Here is a 24581-nt window from a genome sequence, read left to right on the forward strand (position 1 = left end):
ATTACATTGCTACGTTAGCCTTAATCTTATTGTTGGAATAAATAGAAACTACGACCCCTATAACGGTCATTATTCCTGCGTATACAGCCATTTCTAAATTGGTTTGCAGTGTAATATACCCCATGCCAAAGCTAGCATTTATAGCAGCATGTAATAAGACACATACTAAGATGCTGTTCGTTTCTCGATATAGCCATGTTAAAATTGTCGTAAAGCCATACACTGATAAACCGAACAACCAAAAATTTGCTTCATTTTGGCTAGTACCATTCAGGAAAAATAAAGGTAAGTGCCATACAGCCCAAACGATAGCTAATATAACGTTTGTTGTCCATACGTTATATTTTTGTAGTAACACAGGTAAGGCTACACCTCTCCATCCTAATTCTTCAAGTCCTCCGAGAAAGATCATAGATAGTAATAATGGAAAGAACATATACCATGGCTGCAATTGTGTATTTGCCGTTGAATCAAATATTCTCAAGGTTTGATAAATACTAAATGTTACTACTACAGGTAAAGTGAAAATAATAAAATACCAAATTGGATGTAGCTTCCATTGAAACAATCGGCTAAAGTATTCGCGAAAGTTACCATCACTTTTTGTGAAAACAATTGATAAAAATGGTGAAATGGTAGGTCCAAATCCCCCTACAAGAAAAAGAATCATATATATCGAATCTCCAAATGACACAACATCTGCATTTACTAATCCTATTAAACTTCCCCAAGAAATCCAGCTAATGGCAAAGGTGATACTAAAGAATAACAGTAGTCTTTTCATCGTTTTTCACATACCTTTCTTTATCGTATCTATATGTTTACTATACTATTAAACAGTAACGGCACGGGTATTGTGATGGAAAAATTAACAAAATTTACATATGTTTTGCAGGCGATTGCATGAAGTAAAAAAATAAAGATGTCGGGAACCTTTTAGTCGCATTCTCCATCTTACAGATAGAATGTCAGAAAGGAGGCGGTTTAGTTTGAATGAAAAAAGACTCGTTAAAAAAGCACAAAGAGGCGATAAAGAAGCTTTCACAGCATTGATAAAAAAGTATGAGTTGTCTTTGTATCGTATATCGTTTTCTATATTACGTTCGAATGTGGACTGCATGGATGCGACGCAAGAGGCAATTTTAAAGACTTATGAATCTATTTCAGGCTTAAAAAAGCTTGAAAGCTTTAAATCTTGGCTTTTTCAAATCGTTGTGAATGAATGTTATGCAACATTAAGACAGCGAAGTAAAGTTGTTTTAATGGATAAGGAGAAAGTAGTACCCTACGAAGAATCTCAATTTAGCAATTTAGAATTTTTTCAATTAGTAAACGAGCTTGATGAAGAATTTAGAATGGTAATTATTTTGTTTTACTATGAAGATCTTCAAATCAACACCATTGCTAATATTACTGGTGTTTCTGTTAATACGGTGAAAACAAGATTACATCGTGGTCGAGCGAAACTAAAAGAAATTTTGAATAAAGAAAAGGAAAATGAGGTGAAAAACAGTCATGGAAGATAAAGACATTAAAGACGTTATTGATAAGGAAAGTCTTGCTATCCCCTCTTCCTTTAGTCAACGAATAGATGATACTTTAAGTGCCTTGCCTAGTAAAAAAACGAAGCGGAGAAATCCTATTATTTTTGGTGCTATTGCAGCAATTGTCCTATTAATGGGTGTATCAGCCACTGTCTCTGACACATTTGCTGATACAATTAAAAATATACCGTTTCTTGGTGCAATTTTCGAGGAGATTGGTGATAGCGGACTAAATCAAGCTAGTAAACAAGGATTAGCGACAGAGGTTAATGAAACGATTTCCACTAAGAATATTTCGATAACTATTACAGATGTCATATTTGATGGTACGCGCCTTTCAATAGCCTATGTAAAGCAAAGTAACGAAGAATTTGCTCCAGATTATATGAATCACTTTGTTGAAGACTTAGATATTTTTATTGATGGAAAACTACTACACAATTTAGGTATGGGTATAAGGGCCGAACAGCTAGATGATCATACAATCGCAGGTGTTGTAGATATTAACACAGAGGAATCTTTAAAAGAAAGTTTTACGTTAACTTTGAAGATGAGAGAAATAGATGAAGAAAAAGGGAATTGGAAAATCTCCATTCCTATTCAAAAAATAGGCGATGGAAAAACGATACTCCTTCACGATCAAAAGGAATTCAACAACACAACATGGAAGTTAGTGAAGGCTACACTTACTCCTGCTACTACTAAAATTAGCTTTAATACAATTTTGCCAATAGACGCTGTTGAGAATAATGATTGGGACATATCCTATCAACTACTTGATGATAAAGGCATACAAGTGCGTCCTTTAAGTGGCCATGCAAGTGGTAGTCCTTTAGATGACAACATGTGGATTAACAAGTCATCAGCTGTCTTTGCGCCAGTTTCACATGCTTCGGATTATCTTATTTTTCAGGCTATCATGAGACCACTTAAGGAAGCTCCCTTTAGCGTTGTTGAAGCATCTTTACAGAACAATTTACCGATTGAACTTGAGCAAGGCGATGTTGGGAAACTCGTCCTAACCAAAATGGAGTATACTGAAACGGAAACGCTCGTTTATTTCACAGTGTATGGTAGTGATCCATATCGACAAACGACTTTATGGTTTGTTGACCAAAATGGAAACACATATCGAAGTGACGATGTACCTGAGAAATTAAGTGAGGAAGTGTATAACTTTGTTGTTACATTCCCTCTGTTACCATCACTAGAGCAATTGACAGCAGTTACTGTCGAGTTGGCACCTCCAAAGGTCATTGAGGAACTGAGATTTAAAATTCCCATTAAATAATCTATTTTAACGTGAATATACATTGAAACGGATGTCATGTTTGACATCCGTTTTGACGTTGATAGTAAGTATAATCTTAATATAAGGAATTATACAAGCTTTGACATATAATATTCATCTACATACTCTTCATCTATGAATAGAGAGTCCCTTTTTGTTCCTTCTATCTCAAATCCCTGTTTCTTGTATAATAATAGAGCTGCTTCGTTACGAGTAACAACCGTTAATTCCAAGCGATGTATGTTATGTTCTTTTGACCATTTTTCTAATTCATCAAAAAGCTTTATTCCTACTCCTTGCCCTCTGTAATGACTTAGGATTCCAACTACAATATAAACAGTGTGCTTATTGCGCTTGGCGTTTCCACCATTAGCAAACAAAAAGCCAATTAATTCATTATCTTTTTCGGCAACGAATATAGTGGAATTCTCACTTTTATTAATTTCCTCAATTTTTCTGGCTTGTAGTGCATAGTTAATTTTTCTTTCGTCAGCTTCCCAAAGCATATATTGTGAACTTTTCTCAATTTCGTATGTTAGCGAAGCAAAATTTTCGGCATCTGATATATGTATCTCCCTAATCCTCATATTGTTAGGCTCCTGTTTAAAGTTATTGAAACATTTTGTGGGTAGTAATGCACTCCGTTGTTGAAGGACTCAGTTGTCGTCGAACAAATGTAGCCTTGATTTGCAACTTCGGTGCGCTGAAGGCTATTTCATTTTGGGATTCTCGAACGACAACATTTAATGAATATATGGCAAAATGGTGAACATCGACACAGAAGTGGTAGAATTTCGACACGAAACGGGTAGAAATTCGACACCGAAGTAGTAGAATATCGACATAACTCAGGTGCATAACTAGAAACATAATTTCGCCTCATAATTTGTAAATAGATATGCGTTTTCACTAATGATACAACTAAAAATAAAACAGCAATAAACACATCTATTGCTGTTTAATGTTTCCTTTTTATAACGATTGAAAGCCGAGTCTTATAGAAATGTGTTGTCCCACTTCAATCATACGCTGCTTTAGCTCCTGCAATCTGTCATCAGTCATCCGTAAAGTCGGACCAGATATACTTACAGCAGCTATTACTTTGCTAGAATGATCAAAAATCGGAACGGCCACACATCGAATGCCATACTCATTTTCTTCCATATCAAGTGCATATCCTTGCTCTTTCACATTGACTAAATGATTTAAGAACTCATCTAAATTTGTCATGGTATGATCGGTATGATCAGGAAGTCCTTTTTTTTGTAAAATATTTAGTACCTCATTTATCGGTATATGGGACAGAATTGCTTTTCCAACAGCAGTGCAATGCATCGGTGCTCTTTTACCAACTTTGGAATGCATACGTAACGTTTCATTCCCATCTAGCTTTTCAATGTACACAACCTCTCCATTGTCGTAGACAACTAAATGAATGACCTCATTTGTTTCCTTTTCTAATTGCTCTAAAAAGGGATGAGCCTCTGTTCGTAAATCAATAGAATCTAATAGCTTAGAATTTATTTCTAAAAACTTATAGCCTAGCTTATAACGGCCAGTGTCTATATCTTGTTCAACATATCCATATTTCACGAGTGTAGCAAGAATACGGTGAACGGAGCTTTTATTAATATCCATTTGATTTGCGATTTCAGTGACACCAAGGCCATTTTTCTTCATACTTAATAAATCTACTATATCTAGTGCTCGACTAACTGATTTAACCATGTTCTCTCTATCCATCTTGTTCCTCTCCTGCGTGTACGTTTATAGGCTAGTAGTATAACTAGAAAGAGTAGGAAGCTTGTAGCTTTCTACTCTCCGTGGTCATGTTAAAAAAAGTATAAGTTTTTTATCTAGATTAGTGTTTTGCTCTAGTGCTTAGCCCCTCGAGGTCTTAAGCTGTCACCCTCTTGAGGGATGACCCTTCCTGCGGTGGAACGGCTAAAGCTGGTCGGGGCTGAGCAAGGCACTTGCGGGTTTTCTTCCTCTCATTTATTGCTTTACAGCAAATTTAGCTTTGGCCTCTATTCGACGACGGTGTAAAATAGGCTCCGTGTAACCACTCGGCTGTTCATAGCCTTTAAATACAAGCTCACACGCTGCTTGGAAAGCTACTGAGTCATCGTAATTCAAGGCCATTGGCTTGTAATTTGGATCATTTGCATTTTGTTCGTCAACTACTTTTGCCATACGTTTGAATGTTTCAAGCACTTGTTCCTTCGTACAAATACCATGATGTAGCCAATTTGTCATATGTTGACTTGAAATACGAAGAGTCGCACGGTCTTCCATTAATCCGATATTGTTGATATCAGGTACCTTTGAACAACCTATACCTTGCTCTACCCAACGAACAACATATCCTAAAATACCTTGGGCGTTATTATCGAGTTCCTTTTGTATGTCGTCACTAGTCCAATTAGGTTTTTGCTCAATCGGGATTTGTAATATATCATCTTTTAAATCAGTCGTTTGCTCACGTAACTTATTTTGTACACTTGGTACATGTACTTGATGATAGTGTAAAGCGTGAAGTGTCGCAGCTGTTGGGGATGGCACCCATGCTGTATTGGCACCTGCGTGCAAGTGAGCAATTTTCTGTTTAATCATATCAGCCATTAAGTCTGGCATAGCCCACATACCTTTCCCAATCTGAGCACGACCTTGTAACCCACTTGTTAACCCGACTTGAACGTTTGCTTTCTCATACGCCTGTAACCAAGTCGAGCTTTTCATTTCGTTTTTACGAATCATTGGCCCAGCTTCCATAGACGTATGAATTTCATCACCAGTACGATCTAAGAAACCAGTATTGATAAACACAATACGCTCTTTCACTTCATGAATACAGTTTTTTAAGTTCAAAGTAGTTCGTCGCTCTTCGTCCATTACGCCAATTTTTATTGTAAAGCGTGGCAACTCAAGCATATCCTCAATGCGAGTAAATAGCTCATTTGCAAAAGCAACCTCTTTTGATCCATGCATTTTTGGCTTAACAATATAAATAGAATCTTTAGTCGAATTCTTAAATTTACCGTTTCCGAGTAGAGAGTGTTTTGCGATTAAGGACGTAATGACACCATCCATAATACCTTCTGGAATTTCATCACCATTTTTATTTAAAATGGCATTCGTCGTCATTAAATGTCCCACATTTCTTACAAATAAAAGCGATCTCCCTTTTAACGATACATCTTCTCCACCAGGAGTTATATAGATTCTATCCGTATTTAACTTACGTGTCATCGTCGTGACGCCTTTTGTAAAAGTAGCCTCTAGTGTACCTAACATAAGTCCTAACCAATTACGGTACACTGATACTTTGTCTTCGGCATCTACTGCGGAGACAGAGTCTTCACAGTCCATGATGGTAGTGATGGCTGCCTCCATTAGAATATCTTTAATGCCAGCCTTATCTGTTTTACCAATCGGATGATAGTGATCAATTTGAATTTCGAAGTGTAAATTATTATTTTTAAGTAATACCGCGGACGGTTCTGTAGGATTCCCTTGGTATCCTACAAATTTTGACGGATCTTCTAACGGTGTTGTCTCGCCACTTTCTAAGTACACAACAAGTGTTCCATTTAAAATCGTGTATTGCGTGGCATCTTTATGTGAGCCTTGCTTTAAAGGAGCCGTATCATCTAAAAATGTTCTTGCGAATTGAATAACTCTTTCTCCTCGTATCGGGTTATATTTTCCTTTTCTTTCACCACCGTCCCCTTCACTTATTACATCAGTACCGTATAGAGCATCATATAAACTGCCCCACCGAGCATTTGCTGCGTTTAACGCATACCGAGCATTGTCAACTGGTACAACTAGCTGAGGACCTGCTTGTAGTTTGATCTCATTATCTACGTTTTCAGTAGTAATTTCAAAATCACTAACCTCAGATTCTAGGTATCCTATTTCATATAAAAACTGTTTATATTGTTCAAATGTTATTGATTCCTTTTCTTTGTAAAAGGTATGAATCTGTTCTTGCAAGCGATCACGTTCAAGTAATAATGCCTTGTTTTTAGGTGAAAGGTCATGAACTAATGTATCAAATTGTATCCAAAATGTTTTACTATCGACTTGACTATTGGGCAAAGCCTTTTCCTCAATAAAGTCGTATAAACCCTTTGCAACCTGTAGATTTTCCACTTTTACATATTCAGACATAAATATCCTCCTTTTAATATATAACTAGTTATTGCCCTTGGCTTTATTAGTTGCCATTTATTATCAGTGATAAATGAACTAAGCCCTCCTTGTGTTTGTTATTACGGAACAGCGTTTCTATTTTGGTTTAAAAAAATATAACGTACAATGCAGAAATAATTATTAAGTATAGTAGGATTAGACGAAGTATAGTAGAAATGTAGTTTCAGTTTGTGTGAAGAAATATATGTAATATGTTTACAATTATTAAAACACGCCTTTCTTAAAAATTCAAACATTTCTTGTTAATATTAGTGAATTACATAATCCTTGGCTTTTGACATCCAAGGATTATGAAAAACCGACATTTACTGCGGAACTGTGATCCGCCAGTCAAATGGATCATCTAATGTTCCGTATTGAATACCTGTTAAAGTGTCATATAATCTTTTTGATAATTCACCTGTCTCACCATTATTAATACTTAGAGTTTCTTGCTCCCACAGAAACTCACCAATTGGGGAAATAACAGCAGCTGTTCCTGTACCAAATGCTTCTTGAAGATTACCAGACTGATAGGCCTCATATACCTCACTTATTGAAATTTTTCTCTCTTCAACAGAAATACCCCAGTGTGACAAAAGCTGAATAATGGATTTACGAGTAATTCCCTCTAAAATACTTCCGTTTAGTTCAGGTGTTATGACTTGCCCGTTTATTTTAAAAAATATATTCATACTTCCCACTTCTTCAATGTACGTGTTTTCTCTTCCGTCTAGCCAAAGGACTTGCGCGTACCCTTTATCTGCAGCTACTTCTTGAGCTTTTAGGCTTCCAGCGTAATTTCCACCAGTTTTAGCTGTCCCTGTGCCACCAGGCACTGCTCGAACAAATTTGCGTTCTACTGCAATCTTAATAGGATTGATACCTTCTTTATAATAAGCGCCTACTGGAGAAAGAATAATAATAAATTTATAGGTTTTCGAAGGGGCTACTCCAAGATAAGGCTCTGTTGCAACGATAAACGGTCTGATATATAAAGCTGTTCCATCAGCGTTAGGAATCCAATCTTTATCAACTTGAATCAATTGAATAAGCGCACGAATTGCTAGCTCTTCATCAACAGTAGGAATACATAGCCTTTCATTAGATTCATTAAGTCGCCTCATATTCTCATAAGGTCTAAATAAATATATCTGTTCATCCTTTGATAAGTAGGCCTTTAACCCTTCAAAGACAGTTTGCCCGTAATGAAACACCATGGCGGCAGGATCTAATGTCAATGGTTGATACGGGATAATTCGTGGGTTATGCCAACCTTGGTCTTCCTTATAGTCCAAAATAAACATATGGTCAGTAAAGTGTCTACCAAAAAGTAGTTGGTTAGACTGTGGTTTTTTCTTTCTTGTGTCACTTAATGTGATAGCGATTTTATCGTCCATCTAAACCGTCTCCTAGTATACAAATTTATAATATTATCATCATACCAAATATAAACTTAAAATTGTATGAATTTTTAAAAAATATACAACAGCCTATTTTTCAGCTAGTTACGAATTTGTCCTGTACCATATACAAAAAATTTGCTAGAGGTGAGAGCATGTAAACCCATCGGGCCCCGAGCATGAAGCTTTTGTGTACTTATACCTATTTCAGCTCCATAGCCAAACTCAAATCCATCTGTAAATCTTGTAGAAGCGTTGTGATAAACAGCAGCTGCATCTACCTTATTTAAAAATAAGGTGGCATGTGCCTCGTTTTTTGTAATAATGGCTTCTGAATGATTAGTGCCATATTTATTTATATGAGTAATAGCCTCATCAACATTAGCGACGATTTTTACACTTACCTTTAAATCTAGATACTCAGTGTACCAGTCCTCTTCCTTGGCAGTTATTGCAGGTTGAAATGCGCTACAAACCGTGTCGTCACCAATAATTGTGACGTTATTTAAATGCAATGCTTCGAGAAGGTCATTACCGTGTAACGTGAACCATTTTTTTTCAATTAAAATTGTTTCTATGGCATTGCAAACAGAGGGACGCTGTGTTTTCCCGTTTATTACGATAGATTTTGTAACGTGTTCATCTGCTGTTTCATCAACAAAAATGTGACAATTCCCAGCTCCTGTTTCTAGTACTGGCACGGTTGCTTGTTGAATTACAGTATCGATAAGTTGCTTTCCACCTCTAGGAATTAGTACATCTAAGTATTCGTTCAGTGTAAACATTTGCTTTGCAGTCTCTCTACTCGTATCCTCAATAAGCTGCACAGCATCAACAGGAATTTTTGTCTTTGTTAAAGCAGCATGAATCACCTTAACAAGAGCTTTGTTTGAGTGTGCGGCAGATGAACTTCCTCTCAGAACGACTGCATTACCGGTTTTTAGTGCTAGTGTTGCAGCATCTATCGTGACATTGGGACGTGCCTCGTAAATCATGCCAATTACACCAAGCGGTACCCTTTTTTTCTTAATAAGAAGCCCATTGTCTTTTTCTATTGTTTCAATGACCTCACCGATTGGGTCACTTAGATTAATAAGAAGTTGAATAGCGTGTATCATGCCTTCAATTCTTGTTTGGTTAAGCATAATACGATCAAGTATACTTTGAGAAAGGCCTTTTTGTTCGCCCTCTATCAAATCTTTTTTATTCTCCGCTATTATATAGTCTTTATCAGTTTCTAGCTGTTTAGCTATTCGCAATAGAGCTTTATTTTTCTCCTCAATGCTCATATCAGTAATCATGTAGCAGGCTTCTTTTGCTAATTTTGCTTTAGCTACAACCTCATTCATGGTATTTTCCACTCCTTTCAGCTTGAACCCATTTATTTCGATGAATGACTTCATGTTTTAGTTTCAATCTAGGGTGTTCGTTAATGAAACGTAGCAAATCTTCTGAGGAATATGAAACTTCACCCTTTCCTAACAGGTTGTTGTAACAAAACACCTTTACTACTGCGCCAGATTCAAAATGTCCCACGACTTTATTAACTCCGGCTAATAATAGACTCTTTCCATTTAGTATCAAAGCCTTTTCAGCGCCTTCATCAATATAAATAGCTCCAATAGCTTCTGAGTGAAGGTGAATCCATTGCTTTACTGTATTAAGAGCTTTTTCTGTTTTACAACAATAAGTACCATCTCCATAGCCGGCTATTATATTTGTTAGTTTGTTAGAACCTTCACCGCGGCCAATAAACACAGGTACACCTAGAGACAGAGCTGTTTTGGCTGCAAGTAACTTTGATTTCATCCCACCAGTTCCTACGCTTGATCCTGATGAAGCAGCTTGTGCAATCATCTCATCTGTAATAAGCTCTACAATATTTAATCTTTCAGCATCTGAATATTTTCTAGGGTCACGATTATATAATCCATTTATGTCTGTTAAGATTATTAATTGATCGGCATGAATAAGTCCACTCACTAATGCTGATAACATATCGTTATCACCAAATGTTAATTCTTCAACAGCAACTGTATCGTTTTCGTTAATTATTGGTAGTATTCCACGATCTAATAATTCAGTTAATGTTGCGTACGCATTTTTATAGCGTATTCGATTTGCAAAATCATCTCTTGTTAATAAAATTTGTGCTGCTATAATATCGTAAGCTTTAAAAAGCTCCATATACGTTTGAATAAGTAAGCCTTGCCCGACTGCTGCTGCAGCCTGACGTCCTTTAATGGTAGTTGGACGAATAGGATATCCTAATTGAGTGAATCCTGCTGCTACTGCTCCTGAAGATACAAGAAGAACTTCGTGACCTGATTGTTTTAACTTAGCAAGTGCTGAAATGTGATCGGTTAATTTTGTCTCGTCAATATTTCCTTTTGTGTTCGTTAATGAGGAACTGCCTATTTTCACAACAATTCTTTGTTTGGCCATTTTCTATCCTCCTTGATAGATACATGTTCCTGTTAATTATTAAATAATTCAATCGATAATGTTAAAAAGCCCACTCATCCTTTGAATAAGGACGAAAGGGCTTACTCCCGCGGTACCACCTTAATTGGATGTATATTACATCCCGCTTATCCCTTGTAACGTAAGGGAAACGCCTAGTGTTATGTAGGACTCAGAAGGCAGGTTCAGTGGCTTACAGTGGCAATAATCTCAGCTAAATATATTGCTCTCTTTCACGTAAGGTACACTTACTAGTCCTTCGTCATGTGTTCATTTTGTGTTAATTTTTAAAATATTATGACTAAATATAACCAGAAAGTCAAGAGATTTTAATATACTTATTTTTTGAGGGGATGACACATTACTAAAATCAATGATATGTTTGTATTATGTTAAGATAAAGAGAGGTATGCTTAATGGGCAATAATTCATATAAGAAAAATCCGTTTAGATATATGTTTTTACTGTATATAATATTGATGCTTATTTTTGCTTTATTATATATGTTACCTGTCGCTCATGTAGGTAAGCTGAATTTTATTGATGCTATTTTTCTATCAACAAGTGGAATTAGTGTAACAGGATTAAGTACAATTGATGTCTCGTCAAAACTAACTTTAATCGGACAACTGTTGTTGTGGTTAGAAATACAAGTTGGTGGTATTGGTGTCATGGCCATAATGGGGAGCTTTTTAATTTTTCTAAAGCAAAGCAATTCACTATGGACACAAACATTAATGACTGTTGACCAAAACCAAAATAAGTATCACAACATTCAAAATATGATGGTTTTTATATTCGTGTTTTCTGCAATTGTACAACTTATTGGGTTTCTATTTTTCTTACCCATTTTATATTTACGAAATGGTGATATCTCCACTTCAATCGTTCAAGCATTGTTTCACACAGCAGCAAGTTTTACGAATGCAGGTTTTGACCTGTTTGGGAATAGTCTTTTAGGGTTTCAAGAAAATCGCTTATTTTTATTTGTAACGAGTGTTCTTATTATTTTAGGTGTTATTGGTTTTCCGACGTTACTGGAAGTATTCTTGAGTCGTTCTAAAAAATGGAGTCTTTTTACAAAGATTAATGTGTTTATGCAAGCAGCATTATTAGCAATCGGTTTTTTATATTTCTTGTTTAATGAGTTTTTGTTTCACAGTTACTTAAGCACTTCTGGTAAATTAATGAATGCTTGGTTTTTATCTGCTACATCAAGAAATGGTGGTTTAACGACCGTCGACATTTCAAGTCTTCATATCTCATCCATTTTATTTGTCATATTTCTTATGTTTGTTGGAGGATCGCCGAGTTCTTGTGCGGGAGGAATTCGTACTACTACTTTTGCAGCTATCCTTTCATCAATTTTCTCACCGATGTTTGGCTGGAAAAAGCCTGTTTTGTTTGGTAGGAGACTCAATGAACAAGATGTCGAGCGTAGTCAGTTGCTGTTTTTTGGATTTGTGTTTTTCATCTTTTTTACAGTCATTTTGTTAAGTCGTTTTGAGTCACATAATATTTTGGCATTGACATTTGAAGTGACATCAGCGATGACAACAACGGGACTTTCAATGGGAATTACGCCTAACCTGTCCCCTTTTTCAAAGCTTTGGTTAAGTTTTCTTATGATAGTTGGCCGTATTGGGATGCTAGTATTTTTGTATGGTGCTTTTCAAAAAAGGCAAAAACGTATTCAATATATGGAAGAAGATATTATTATTGGTTAGGTGGTAGAGAATTATGAGGAAATTTCTTTTAATTGGTACAGGGCGCTTTGGAAAAGGTGTAGTACAGGGATTACGTGAGTACAACAGTGAAATAGTAGCAGTAGATCGAGAGGAAAAATTTTTACACGTTGTTGATGAGTTTGCCAATCAGTCAATCATCGGTGATGCAACCGACAAGGAATTTTTAGAAGAGTTAAATATTCCCTCCTTTGATTGTGTTGTAGTGGCTATTGGTGATGATTTTAAGTCGTCCATTTTAACGGTTACGTATTTAAAACAATTAGAAGCTAAATACATAATAGCTAAAGCTAATGACGATGTTATGAAACAAATACTAATAAATATAGGAGCAAACCTAGTTGTTTTGCCAGAAAATGAGTCTGGACGACGGTTAGCCAATACGATTGCCTCTCCGAGTGTATTGGATTATATTAAACTGTCAGATGAACATAGTGGTATTGAGATGGCAGTGCCAGAACAATTTATCAGTAAGCGTATTATAGATTTGGATTTACGCCGTAAATACAACATTACGGTAGTGGGGGTTATTAATCAAGAACGTCATGAAACAATAATTTCACCAAGCCCTGAATACGTTTTCCAGAATAGAGATTTATTCTTTATTGTGGGAAGAAACGATCATATTGATGTTATAAAGAAGCTTAATCAATAGTAACAAAAGCAAAACCACTAATATCGGGTGTTGATGTCAGCCAGATTCTATTTTCGAAAATTCTTACATATAAAATGCCCACATTTTTCATACTGTGGGCATTTGTTATAGTTGCTTTTTGTTGTTAGTCTTTGCTCTCTAACCCTGCTTGAATGGTAAAGATAAATTGATATATTAATGAAAATGCTTGTTCAAGAGTTAAATTTTCACTAAAGCCATCGACATTGTTAAATGTAAAATTAAGTTCCCACAGACCATCTTCCTGACTATACATTAAGCTAAATACAGATATGCCCGATCCATGTAAATTATGTGTTAGTTGTTTTTTTAGTTCTGACTCTAGCTTTTTTGGAACTCTTAACCCTAGTAAAACACTGTATGTGCGGAAAACATCGTCTAATTCAAACGAAAATGCATCTACCCCAATAATGTCAAGCCACTTTGATTCTACATATACAAACTCACTCATGTGTTCTTTCAAATATGTAATAGGTTGTTGTAAAAATTCAGGTGTTTCTATAGCTAACATATTCTCTGTTTCTTTGTCTCCGCGTTCTATATAAGCCTCTGAAAAGCGAGAAATATTGATTTCTTCTACTTGAATTTCTGAATCAAGCAAATCATGAGACATAATGAAAGCAAATTCTTCATGAGGGACCTGGAAATTTTTTGTCGTTTCACTGTTATTTTGGATAAAAGTTAAAAGTCGTTTTTTTAACATAGTATTAAGAAGCACTCCTGTCTTTAACGTTTTGGTCGTGTTTGCTTTTTCTGAGATTGGCTATTTTTAGTAGCAGATACGGGTGCACTATTATTACGGTTACTAGTTTTCTTTGTGTTATATGTAGTTCCCGGTTGCCGACTTCTCCCCTCGCGTAACTGGGTTTTGTCGGGATTACTCTGGCCTTTTCTTGCAATAGGTGCATCATGTTTGCTGTTGGAGTAGGCTTTATCATTTTGTATAAGAGACTCTTTTTTTATAGTTGCTCTTAGTTCTTTTTCTATTGTTTTTAAAAGTGCCTCATCTTTTGCAGTATATAATGTAATGGCGGAACCTTCCGAACCGGCTCTTCCTGTTCGCCCTATTCTATGGACATAGCTTTCGGAATCTTCTGGAATATCATAATTAAATACATGAGTGACACCTTCGACATCAAGGCCCCTCGCAGCTACATCTGTTGCAATCAAAAGCTGTACTTCAGCGTTTCTAAAACGTTTCATTACTTGTTCACGCTTTGCTTGTGATAAATCACCATGTAATTCATCGCATAAAAAATGTTCTGCCTTCATAACTTCAAACAGTTTGCTAGCGCGACGTTTTGTACGACAAAATATAATGGCTAAAAAAGGACGTTCTTCTCTAATCAGTTTTATAAGCACCTCACGTTTACGACGGTCAGTAGTCTCAACAGCACGTTGCTTTACTGTTAATGCAGGACCTTGTTTCTTCTCAATTTGAATATAATGTGGACTATTCATGTGATTTTGAGCTAGTTTTCTCACATTTTCTGGCATAGTTGCTGAAAATAACAAGGTTTGCCGTGTAGATGGTGTAATTTTGATAATCTGTTCCACTTCTTGCAGAAAGCCAATATGAAGCATTTGGTCAGCTTCATCAAGCACTAAAAAACGTAATTTAGAAAAATCAACTGTTTGCCGGCGAATATGATCAAGTAAGCGACCTGGAGTCCCTACAACAATATGAACATTTCTATTTAATTTGTTTAATTGCTTTTGTACATCTTGTCCACCATACACAGCCAGTACATTTATATCAGTACCATCTACTAGCTTTGTTATTTCATTTGTTATTTGAAGTGCTAGCTCTCGAGTTGGGGTGATAATAAGCGCTTGAATATGTGTAAGTTCAAAATTTACTTTTTCGAGAATTGGTAGGGAAAAAGCTAACGTTTTTCCTGTACCTGTTTGGGCTTGAGCTATTAAGTCTTCTCCTTGTAACAAAAGAGGAATGGCTTTTTCCTGAATAGGTGTTGGCTCAGTGATTCCGTGTTTAAACAACTTCTTTCGGATTGATTTAGAAATTTGTAATGCTTTAAAATCTGACAACTATGTTGACCTTCTTTCTATGTATATCTTTATAGTGTTATTGTAATAGTTTGCTGTGAGGGAGGTGTATCTGTATATACGCGTTCTGTTATTTGGATTGTTTTGTCGCACATAAGCACAACTGTAGAACTGCGAGTGCCATAATTATCACTTTTAATAAAAATAGGTGCTAACATACGCTCCCAATCTATTGATACACCTGTGTGCGGTAATTTCTCATCAGAGAAGCCCTCTGCATCTTGAAGAATATGTATTAATTCCTTAGTTATATCTTTATTACAGCTAGTTTTAATTAAATTTTTTAATTCAACAGTCCCTCTTTCTACTTTTGGCCAGTTCGTATTTAGTAGGGCATTGCTTAATCCATATATACCAGGTGTCAACTGTTTTATTTTTTGCTCTACATTAGAATAATAATACAGGTCTTCCATTGAACCTACAAGTAGATTAAAACCAGGATAGCTAGTATGTAATTCGTGAATTTTCACTAAGAAATTTTCTGGGGCATCGTTTCCTTTTAGAAAATCTGTAACAAGCTCCCCTCTAGAACGTAAGCCATCAGTTTGTTCACGAGGATTACGGTAGTTTGTCAAAGCAGCAAACCGACCTGTATTCGTTACTCCGAGCCATGTCCCGCTTTTTTCTAAGTCACGGCCTGCTACTATTTCTGGATAGTCTTCCCAGTAATGCAATGATGCTGTAGGTCTTTGGAAAATTTCATCCCTGTTTGCTGCAACAATAAGAGGATATTTTAAATTTACTTTATATGCGAATAAAATTAAGCACATACGAAATCCTCTCTTCTTTTTATGATATATCTTGTATCATACCATAAATCAATTTACTCGAATAATTAATGGATAATCTGATGATTAAAAACATGTCATAGTTTAGAAATAAGTATTATGCTACTATATAGTGGTACATATTTTTACTGAGGTGTGATATATGAGTAATAATGAGCTCGAACAACACATAATTAAAAGTTATCAACAAGACGAGAATATGATGATTTTAGTGTTTGCTCAATGGTGCATAAATAATGACCTTGATCCTAAAATTGTTTATGCTAGAGCATATCCTTTACAAGGTGAAAATTATGCATTGCAACAAGCAATCGACCTAACAGTTCCACAAGAAGAATCTGAGACTATTCCTGATGATACCCTTTTAGCAGTATTATCTCTTTATGGAAACGATGACCTAGCCATTATAGTAACAGAAGAAATAATAAAACGTAAAAAGAACCAGGGGGAACGTTAATATGAAACAGATAGCACTTGAAAAACATGATATTACATCTAGTCGTTTAGTCTATGGATGTATGGGTCTTGGTGGTAGTTGGAGTAAAGACCCAATAACAAATGAAGATATTATTCAAGCAGAGAAAGCGATAGATGCGGCGTTAGAAATTGGGATTTCGATGTTTGACCATGCTGATATTTATAAAATGGGCAAATCTGAAATGGTTTTTTCAAACGTTCTGAAGAACAATCCAACATTACGTGATCAAATTGTGCTTCAATCAAAATGTGGCATACGTTTTCCAGAAGGAAATACTCCTGCTAGGTATGATTTTTCCAAGGAGCATATAATTGACTCAGTCAATAAAATCCTTGAACGTCTTAGTACTGACTATTTAGATATATTATTGCTTCATCGTCCTGATCCTCTTATGGATCCTGACGAAGTGGCAGAAGCTTTTGAAAGTTTAAAAAAATCAGGTAAGGTTAAACATTTTGGTGTATCAAATATGAATGCCCCTCAAATGCAATTGTTACAGCAAGCATGGAGCGATCCACTTGTTGTTAATCAAATCGAGATGAGTTTAGCTCATCTTGATTGGCTAGAGCATACAGTTCTTTTCAATCAAGAGGCCGGTCGTGATGTTAACTTTGCATCTGGAACCCTTGAGTACTGTCGCATGAATGACGTTCAAATCCAAGCGTGGGGTTCGTTAGCCAATGGGATTTTTTCAGGTCGCTCAATTGAAGGAGCTTCAGAAACTGTTCAAAGAACAGCGGCTCTTGTGAAGCAGTTAGCAAATGAAAAAGAAACAAGTGCAGAAGCTATTGTACTTGGGTGGCTCATGAAGCACCCTGCCATGATTCAACCAGTAATTGGTACGGCAAATGTAGAGCGAATTTATGCTTGTAAGGATTCAATTCGTCAGTCTGAGTTACTGACGAGAGATGAATGGTATGCTTTATATGTAACGGCAAGAGGCAATAAAATGCCATAAAAGCTTTTACGGAGAGGTACTTGCAGAAGTGCCTCTTCTTTTTTTTATGAACAATCTTGTTGACATTCATGAGCGCATAGTTTTCGTTTGTGACGAAGTTATCAACTTTATATCATGTGCTATCACTAAGATAGCGCATTGTTATCTTAGTGATAGCAGTTGCTATGTACATTAGTATTTTATGATTAATTATTGAATAATCGCTTTCCGCATCGCGATAGCCACCGCTTCTGCGCGATGATTTGCTCCTAGCTTTCTCATCGCAGAGCTAACATAATCTCTTACGGTAAAATCGCTTATTGCTAAAAGACTAGCAATCTCCTTTTGACTTAATCCATTTGCAACAAGTTGAAGTGCTTCGGTTTCTCGTTTGCTTAATAATGACTTGTTACAATAAGTACTTTCATCGTTAGAAACAGTTGTTTGAAGGTATTGAAATAGATTAGATAATATAGAAGTGTTTATCTGGGGACCATTTTTGTATTTATCAACCATGACACACCCTACAACCGCTGTTTGATAAAGTATTGGCACTAGACATATGGATGATAATTGAAAGATCTCGATATAATGGAGAGGGAAATTTTGCTTTGTCTCCTTTTCTTCTATGATAATAGGTTGTTTTGACATAAGTGACTGAAACACAATTGGTATGTTTCTAACATCTTCTTTAATCCAATCTATTGTTTTCCACTTCTCTTCTTCGACTTGTAAAACTCCTTTGCCTTGAAAAACTAAATGAGAATAAGAGAATATTGAGGCTCTATCAAAGGGAAAATACTTTATGCAGCCGTGAATAATATACTCCGCCTTTTTTAGTGGGTCATGAATTTTGGCGACACTATTCGCGAATAAACGAACATCCCTGTCCAACATATGACAAATTCCCTCCCTACAATTTTAGGTATATCAATCCCTTATATTTCCATCTTACAATATTAATGAAAGTGCTTACAAATAATATTCTAAATTTTTTGAAAAAAGGAGGCAACGAATGTTTGAAAGAAACCTGCGTTCCACAAGCTCCAAAGGAATACTAACTGAGTCTTTCCCCTATCGTCTATTTGAGAAAGCAAAAAGATTTGGTACATGGAATCCAGCGGACATTGATTTCTCAAACGATACATTGCATTGGCAAATGCTAAATGAAACTCAACAAAATGAGGTGCTACGTCTCATCTCTCAATTTCAAGCAGGTGAAGAAGCTGTTACTCTCGATCTTCTTCCTCTTATTATGGCTATTGCTAAAGAAGGCCGACTAGAAGAAGAAATGTATTTAACTACATTTTTATTTGAAGAAGCAAAGCACACGGACTTCTTTAATACCGTTCTCAAAGCCATTGGCGAGACCGGAGATTTAACGAAATACCATTCGGACACATATAAAAGGGTTTTTTATGACCTGTTGCCAAGGACAATGGGGCGTCTTATGCACGATCAATCACCTGAAGCTATCGCTGATGCTTCAACAGTCTATAACATGTTTGTGGAAGGCGTTTTAGCAGAAACAGGCTACTACTCTTTTTATCAGTCCTTACAAAAGGCAAATATTATGCCAGGTTTATTAGAGGGGATTGGCTATTTAAAGAGAGATGAATCCCGTCACATTGGATATGGAACCTTTTTGTTACAACGTCTAATTAGTGAGCATCCTCCCCTTTATGAAAAAATAGTGAAACGGATAGAAGAACTAACACCTCTTGCATTTCTATTGAATCAAGAAGGAGTGGATGGCCTATCAAGTACATTTGGTGTGTCTGTTGAAGACATGATGACATTCACAACTAAGCAGTTGAAAATTAGAATGGATATTTTAGCAAGAGCAAAAGGGCGCAGCGTAGAGGATATATACAATATTAAGGAAGAAGATGTAGGAGTTTTATAAAGGAGGAATAAATATGTCAGTTCAAGTCGGTATACGTACTTTCCCTCTATTTATTAATGGAAAGTGGGAGTTCTCTTCTAATAAAGAAACGTTTGATGTGAAAAATCCTGCTACAGGCGACATTGTTGCTCGTGTTTCAAAAGGTACAAAAGAAGATGTAGATCGTGCTGTCAAAGCAGCTCAACTAGCCTTTAAAAACGAAAATTGGCGGGACATGCACCCTAAAGAACGCGCGAAAATTCTAAATGCAATCGCTCATCAAATAGTGACACATGCTGAAGAGTTAGCTTACTTAGAGTCTGTAAGCTCTGGAGGAACAATTCGTAGAATTGCACAAAGTGATATATTACAAATGGCTGATTTGTTCCAGACGATGGCGAAGATTGTTGTAGAGTATCCGTTTTCAGAAACGCTACCAGTTCCTCCCTTCCCAGGTCCCGCTCACAATTTTGTTTGGCGTGAACCAATAGGAGTGTGTGCTGCGATTACACCATGGAATTTGCCATTAGTGATTGCCACTTGGAAGATTGCTCCTGCATTAGCAACGGGGAATACACTTGTCATGAAGCCAGCGAGCTATACACCTATCTCTACTTTAAGACTGGCTGAATTAATATCACAAGTGGTCCCTCCTGGTGTAATCAATGTAGTAACTGGATCCGGTGGCGACGTCGGAGAAGCATTAATTAACCATCCTGATGTGGATAAAATAGCTTTTACTGGTTCAACTGAGGTTGGCCGTCACATTATGAGTCAAGCTGCTGTCACAGTGAAAAACACAACTCTAGAGCTTGGTGGAAAGTCACCTAATATTTTACTAGACGACGCTGATTTATCTATCGCTCTACCTGGTAGTTTATTCGGTGTATTTCTTCACGCAGGTCAATTGTGTGAATCAGGTACACGTCTGTTTGTTCCAGACCATCTTCATGACCAAGTGGTAGAAGGACTTGTAGATTTAACCAAAACATTAAAGCTTGGTAATCCACTTGATATGACAACAGATATTGGTCCTGTCATATCAAACAGTCAACGAGATACCATAATGTCTTATATCGAGACTGGTAAGCAAGAAGGAGCAACCCTTGTTTGTGGTGGTGAATTAGCAACAGTGCCAGGATGTGAAGGCGGATACTTCATCCAGCCTACTATTTTTACGAACGTGAAAAACTCTATGAAAATCGCCCAAGAAGAAATTTTCGGACCAGTTCTATCCGTCATCCGCTATTCTGAGTTAGATGAAGTAATAGAAATGGCGAATGACTCTATTTATGGTCTTGCAGCTGGTGTTTGGACGCGTGATGTTAATAAGGCTTATGCAGTAGTTCGTAAGCTACAAGCTGGAGTTGTGTGGATTAATGATTGGCATATGCTTCGTAATGATGCGCCATTCGGTGGTTATAAGCAAAGTGGTATTGGCCGTGAAATGGGCAAACATTCACTAGATTCCTACACACAACTAAAACATGTTCATACATCATTGGTACCAGAGTTACATAAGCGAACATACTATCAAATCTTGTTCTCAAATACGGATATGAATCAATAATATACATTGATAGAAACTTAAAATAAGATTGTTTCAATCAAGTAGTAACTCTAACAACTATACTTAAAGTTAAAAAAGGAGTGAAAACATGCTAACAACAACCTTTTCATCTTTTATGCTAAGATCAGGGATTTATAGCGGGTCTAATACTCGTGCAATGATACCTGATTTATTCAGGGGATTAGGATCAAAACGTATAGTATTATTTAGTGACCGCGGGCTAGAACAGGCAGGACTTGTAGCGAAAATAGCAGATATGTTTTCTTTAACACCTCATGGTACTGGCCCTGAACTAGTAGGAATATTTTTAGATATTTCACAAGATGCCGAAAGCGCATGTGTAAATGAAGCTGCGAAGTATGCCCGTGAAGTAGGTGCAGATGGATTATTAGCAGTTGGAGGGGGAAGCGTTTTAGATGCTGTCAAAGGCGTAAAATACTGTCTTCATAAAGGAATTACGGATATAAAAGAGGCTATTCCTGGAGGGTTTTTGTATGAGACATTTCCAGAAGCTCAATATATGGCAATCCCACATATCGCTGTTCCTACTACAGCTGGTACGGGTTCAGAGGTTTCACCTATCGCTGTTATTTATAACGAAGAAATACGGATGAAGACAAATATTATTAACCCGTTCATAAGTGCGGACATGGCTATTCTCGATCCAGATTTAACAACTGAATTACCAGCTAATATTACAGCTTTTACGGGGTTTGATGCTCTAACTCATGCTGTTGAAGCTTTAGCATCCCCAAATGCAACACCTATGACGGATGCATTTGCCCTACAAGCTATTCGCTTAATTGACAAAAATTTACCGAAAGCCGTTGACAATGGCAAAGACATTGCTGCAAGGATGGAAATGCTTCAAGCTAGTTTAATGGGTATTACAGCCTTTAGTTTTGCTTTGAATGCTATTCCAGTTCATAACTTTGCCCATGCATATGGTGCTTTGTTCCGTATTCCACATGGTTTAGCCAATGCAGTATTTCTACCAGTTGTGATGGAAATGCTACCTATTCTATATCTTCCTAAAGTAGAACAGTTTGCCGATGCATTCAATATAGATAAATCTGGTGCAGATCAAGAAGCATTATTGCAACGTGTTATTGAGAAAATTCGAGTACTGCAGCATAAGGTTGGCTTACCAAGTGACTTCTCAAGCTTTTCAATTCCGGAAGAAGGATTAGAGGCAACTGTTACCGCAGTATCATTAGACCCAGCTGCTGTGTCCTTTCCTATTCCACCAGAACTTATTCAAGCTGTTGGACAGAGAGTTGTACCGGTAGCAGTCAAATAAACTAGTAAGAAAAGCACCTGCTGCTCAAAAAATGAACTGCAGGTGCTTTTCCTAATTTGTGTGTTAGAAGTTGTAACCCTTATAAGGCGTTTGATATGCCTATTTGTTTTAATAGAGTTATAAGAGTTTCTTTTTCTGAGTCACTTACAGAATTGAATATCTTATCAATTGCATCTTTATGCTTCGGAAAAATATCATCCATTAACTCTTTTCCAGGAGTTGTTATTACGGCATATGTTACACGACGATCTTTTGGACACGAACGTCGTTCTAGCAACCCTTTTTTTTCTAACTTATCAACGACATACGTAATACTACCACTCGCTAACAAAACTTTCTTACCAATCTGTTGTATTGGCTGCTCTCCTTTATGATATAAAAGCTCGAGAACAGCAAATTCTGTCGGATTCATACAATATTGACGAATATCCGCTTCTATTTGATCAAACACAGAACGATATGACCTTGAAAGAACAATAAATAATTTTAATGATAGATCTTTAGAATTCATACTTATCAACCTTTATCTTTGATTCAAGATAATTATATGGAATATAGCTATTTCTGTCAATTAACTATGAAAATTGTTGAGAAACCATTGTTTTGCAGCTTTTACTTCGTCTGTTGTTAATTGATGCCCACCTTCTATCCAATGTTCCGTAACGTTTGCATGATTTTCCGACAGATTAGAAATTAGCTTTTTTGTTTCTGTTGGAAGTATAAGTGGATCTTGTTTCCCTGCTGCAATGAATATAGGAGTGTTTTGTAAATCTACTGGTTGCTTGCTTTTATATGGCACCATTGCTTTAAATAAAACCGCTCCTGCTAATGCATTTGTTTTCATATACATCAAACTAGCAGCGATATTAGCACCATTAGAGTAACCAATTGCAACAACATTATCGCGCTCGAATTCATATTTATTAGCTGCAATGTTTATAAAATTGTGTAACTCCTCTGTTCTCTCAAGCAAATCTGCTTCATCAAATACTCCTTCTGCAATTCTACGAAAAAACCGATTCATACCATTTTCGTTAACATTACCCCGTACACTTAAAACCGCGCTAGTTGGCGCTATTATATCAGCTAGTGGAAGTAAATCATGTTCATCTCCTCCAGTACCATGTAATAATAAAAGTGTTGGCTCTGCTTTACTAGTCCCCTCTTTAAATATATGGTGCATCCTTTTCAGACCTTTCTTTTATTCTTTTTTTGTGTTTAAAGGCTTTAAATGAGCTTCAATGGTTTTTCGTTGATGCTCCAAGTAAGGAGGCAATGATAATGTTTCGCCTAACTGCTCGAAGGATTCATCCCCTTCAAAACCTGGTCCATCTGTTGCAAGCTCAAATAAAATGCCGTTAGCTTCACGAAAATATAATGATTTAAAATAATAACGTTCTACGAATCCTGAATTTGGTATTCGCAAGTTAGTTAAATATTCAGCCCAGCGGCGAAGCTCACTTTCATCTTCTACACGAAACGCGACATGATGTACACTACCACGCCCCGGTCTTTCAATAGGAAGATCTGTACGCTCTTCGACAAAAACTTCTGCACCTGTACCCCCTTCTCCTGTTTCAAACACAACGATGTTTTTTTGTGATGTTACAATAGGAGATAATTCACGTACTTTTCTATACCCTAATACATCGGTTAATATTTTTGCAGTTGTTTCTAATTTTGATACCGTTAGTATAATGGGGCCTAATCCATAAATGGCATATTTGACAGGAACTGTGCTTTTGCTCCAAGGTACCCCTCCTGTTACCCCTTTATTGTTTTCATCTGATACGAGGATAAGCCTTTGTCCTTCAGGGTCACGGAACGCCAATGTAGCTCGGCCTGACCAATGTTCTATTCCGTCATTTTCTACTTTGTGTTCATTTAATCTACCTTCCCAGTAATTTAAAGCTTCATCTGTTGGCACTCTAAGTGATGTTGCTGAAATACTGTTTTTACCATAATACGTGTGTCCTGCATTTGGGATTTCAAAAAAAGTTAAATCTGTTCCTGGATTGCCCTTTTCATCTGCATAAAATAAATGATAAACAGAAGTGTCATCTTGATTAACAGTTTTTTTAACTAATCGTAGCCCTAGTATTTCAGTATAAAAGGAATAATTATTTTGTGCATTAGCTGTTAATGCTGAAACGTGGTGTAACCCCTTTAAAGGTTTTAAATCCATATATATCACCCTTTATTAAAATATCTCGAATTCAAGATAAATAATACTCTATAAAAGT

General features: G+C 36.5%; 22 protein-coding genes, 1 pseudogene and 1 other annotated feature. Of the genes and pseudogenes, 9 read left to right on the plus strand and 14 right to left on the minus strand.

Annotated features, from left to right (window positions below):
* Window position 1: 1 nt before the first annotated feature.
* Window positions 2-784, minus strand: a complete 783-nt coding sequence (locus tag EJF36_RS10090) for a CPBP family intramembrane glutamic endopeptidase (RefSeq protein WP_125906201.1) — start codon at window positions 782-784, stop codon at window positions 2-4.
* Window positions 785-989: 205 nt separating this feature from the next.
* Between EJF36_RS10090 and EJF36_RS10095 the strand changes: the two genes are divergently transcribed.
* Both EJF36_RS10095 and EJF36_RS10100 read left to right on the plus strand, forming a co-directional pair.
* On the plus strand, window positions 990-1526 hold the full coding sequence (locus EJF36_RS10095) for a sigma-70 family RNA polymerase sigma factor (RefSeq protein WP_185806874.1): 537 nt from the start codon (window positions 990-992) through the stop codon (window positions 1524-1526).
* A complete protein-coding gene (locus EJF36_RS10100; protein WP_125906203.1) occupies window positions 1516-2835 on the plus strand; it encodes a DUF4179 domain-containing protein in 1320 nt (439 codons plus the stop codon). Before EJF36_RS10095 ends, EJF36_RS10100 begins: the two co-directional genes overlap by 11 nt.
* A gap of 89 nt (window positions 2836-2924) precedes the next feature.
* Here the strand turns inward: EJF36_RS10100 and EJF36_RS10105 are convergent, their stop codons facing one another.
* The 6 genes from EJF36_RS10105 to proB form a co-directional block, all read right to left on the minus strand.
* Window positions 2925-3422, minus strand: coding sequence for a GNAT family N-acetyltransferase (locus tag EJF36_RS10105; protein ID WP_125906204.1), 498 nt, complete (start codon window positions 3420-3422; stop codon window positions 2925-2927).
* A 385-nt stretch (window positions 3423-3807) separates the two neighbouring features.
* Complete coding sequence (locus tag EJF36_RS10110; RefSeq protein WP_125906205.1) at window positions 3808-4578, minus strand: IclR family transcriptional regulator; 771 nt, start codon at window positions 4576-4578, stop codon at window positions 3808-3810.
* Window positions 4579-4830: 252 nt separating this feature from the next.
* Window positions 4831-7008 (minus strand): malate synthase G, encoded by a 2178-nt coding sequence (locus tag EJF36_RS10115; protein WP_125906206.1) that lies wholly within the window; start codon window positions 7006-7008, stop codon window positions 4831-4833.
* 347 nt (window positions 7009-7355) lie between these two features.
* The gene (locus EJF36_RS10120) at window positions 7356-8429 is read right to left on the minus strand and encodes a branched-chain amino acid aminotransferase (protein WP_125906207.1); all 1074 of its coding nucleotides are present in this window, start codon (window positions 8427-8429) and stop codon (window positions 7356-7358) included.
* A gap of 104 nt (window positions 8430-8533) precedes the next feature.
* A complete protein-coding gene (locus EJF36_RS10125) occupies window positions 8534-9781 on the minus strand; it encodes a glutamate-5-semialdehyde dehydrogenase (protein ID WP_125906208.1) in 1248 nt (415 codons plus the stop codon).
* Window positions 9774-10877 (minus strand): glutamate 5-kinase, encoded by a 1104-nt coding sequence (proB, locus tag EJF36_RS10130; protein ID WP_125906209.1) that lies wholly within the window; start codon window positions 10875-10877, stop codon window positions 9774-9776. Before proB ends, EJF36_RS10125 begins: the two co-directional genes overlap by 8 nt.
* Before the next feature lie 84 nt (window positions 10878-10961).
* Window positions 10962-11169 (minus strand) — a binding site (T-box leader).
* Window positions 11170-11311: 142 nt separating this feature from the next.
* On the opposite strand from proB, the gene EJF36_RS10135 reads away from it, so the two are divergent.
* On the plus strand, window positions 11312-12622 hold the full coding sequence (locus tag EJF36_RS10135; protein ID WP_125906210.1) for a TrkH family potassium uptake protein: 1311 nt from the start codon (window positions 11312-11314) through the stop codon (window positions 12620-12622).
* Between the two features lie 13 nt (window positions 12623-12635).
* Window positions 12636-13295, plus strand: coding sequence for a potassium channel family protein (locus EJF36_RS10140; protein ID WP_125906211.1), 660 nt, complete (start codon window positions 12636-12638; stop codon window positions 13293-13295).
* 124 nt (window positions 13296-13419) lie between these two features.
* Here EJF36_RS10140 and EJF36_RS10145 read toward each other — a convergent pair whose 3' ends face one another.
* Genes EJF36_RS10145 through EJF36_RS10155 form a run of 3 tightly spaced genes read right to left on the minus strand, consistent with a single transcriptional unit; the run spans window position 13420 to window position 16150 of the window.
* Window positions 13420-14016, minus strand: coding sequence for a branched-chain amino acid aminotransferase (locus EJF36_RS10145; RefSeq protein ID WP_260471868.1), 597 nt, complete (start codon window positions 14014-14016; stop codon window positions 13420-13422).
* Between the two features lie 23 nt (window positions 14017-14039).
* Window positions 14040-15362: a DEAD/DEAH box helicase gene (locus tag EJF36_RS10150; RefSeq protein ID WP_125906212.1), complete on the minus strand. Its 1323-nt coding sequence runs from the start codon at window positions 15360-15362 to the stop codon at window positions 14040-14042.
* A 29-nt stretch (window positions 15363-15391) separates the two neighbouring features.
* Complete coding sequence (locus tag EJF36_RS10155) at window positions 15392-16150, minus strand: NRDE family protein (RefSeq protein ID WP_125906213.1); 759 nt, start codon at window positions 16148-16150, stop codon at window positions 15392-15394.
* 160 nt (window positions 16151-16310) lie between these two features.
* On the opposite strand from EJF36_RS10155, the gene EJF36_RS10160 reads away from it, so the two are divergent.
* Window positions 16311-16625: a hypothetical protein gene (locus tag EJF36_RS10160; protein ID WP_125906214.1), complete on the plus strand. Its 315-nt coding sequence runs from the start codon at window positions 16311-16313 to the stop codon at window positions 16623-16625.
* Window position 16626: 1 nt separating this feature from the next.
* Window positions 16627-17604: an aldo/keto reductase gene (locus EJF36_RS10165; protein WP_125906215.1), complete on the plus strand. Its 978-nt coding sequence runs from the start codon at window positions 16627-16629 to the stop codon at window positions 17602-17604.
* Window positions 17605-17793: 189 nt separating this feature from the next.
* Here the strand turns inward: EJF36_RS10165 and EJF36_RS10170 are convergent, their stop codons facing one another.
* Window positions 17794-18480, minus strand: coding sequence for a response regulator transcription factor (locus EJF36_RS10170; RefSeq protein ID WP_125906216.1), 687 nt, complete (start codon window positions 18478-18480; stop codon window positions 17794-17796).
* A gap of 103 nt (window positions 18481-18583) precedes the next feature.
* Here EJF36_RS10170 and EJF36_RS10175 point away from each other — a divergent pair.
* From EJF36_RS10175 to EJF36_RS10185, 3 genes and pseudogenes are all read left to right on the plus strand, one after another.
* A pseudogene (locus tag EJF36_RS10175) lies at window positions 18584-19489 on the plus strand (R2-like ligand-binding oxidase); the annotation flags it as partial.
* A gap of 13 nt (window positions 19490-19502) precedes the next feature.
* A complete protein-coding gene (locus EJF36_RS10180; protein WP_125906218.1) occupies window positions 19503-21038 on the plus strand; it encodes an aldehyde dehydrogenase family protein in 1536 nt (511 codons plus the stop codon).
* A gap of 88 nt (window positions 21039-21126) precedes the next feature.
* The gene (locus EJF36_RS10185; protein ID WP_125906219.1) at window positions 21127-22338 is read left to right on the plus strand and encodes an iron-containing alcohol dehydrogenase; all 1212 of its coding nucleotides are present in this window, start codon (window positions 21127-21129) and stop codon (window positions 22336-22338) included.
* 79 nt (window positions 22339-22417) lie between these two features.
* Here the strand turns inward: EJF36_RS10185 and EJF36_RS10190 are convergent, their stop codons facing one another.
* Genes EJF36_RS10190 through EJF36_RS10200 form a run of 3 tightly spaced genes read right to left on the minus strand, consistent with a single transcriptional unit; the run spans window position 22418 to window position 24523 of the window.
* A complete protein-coding gene (locus tag EJF36_RS10190; protein ID WP_125906220.1) occupies window positions 22418-22849 on the minus strand; it encodes a MarR family winged helix-turn-helix transcriptional regulator in 432 nt (143 codons plus the stop codon).
* Between the two features lie 60 nt (window positions 22850-22909).
* Window positions 22910-23521 carry an alpha/beta hydrolase gene (locus tag EJF36_RS10195; protein ID WP_125906221.1) on the minus strand — a complete coding sequence of 204 codons (612 nt, stop codon included), beginning with the start codon at window positions 23519-23521 and terminating at the stop codon, window positions 22910-22912.
* An 18-nt stretch (window positions 23522-23539) separates the two neighbouring features.
* A complete protein-coding gene (locus EJF36_RS10200) occupies window positions 23540-24523 on the minus strand; it encodes a ring-cleaving dioxygenase (protein WP_125906222.1) in 984 nt (327 codons plus the stop codon).
* Window positions 24524-24581: the final 58 nt, after the last annotated feature.

It is taken from the genome of Bacillus sp. HMF5848, assembly GCF_003944835.1.
Lineage (GTDB): Bacteria > Bacillota > Bacilli > Bacillales > HMF5848 > HMF5848.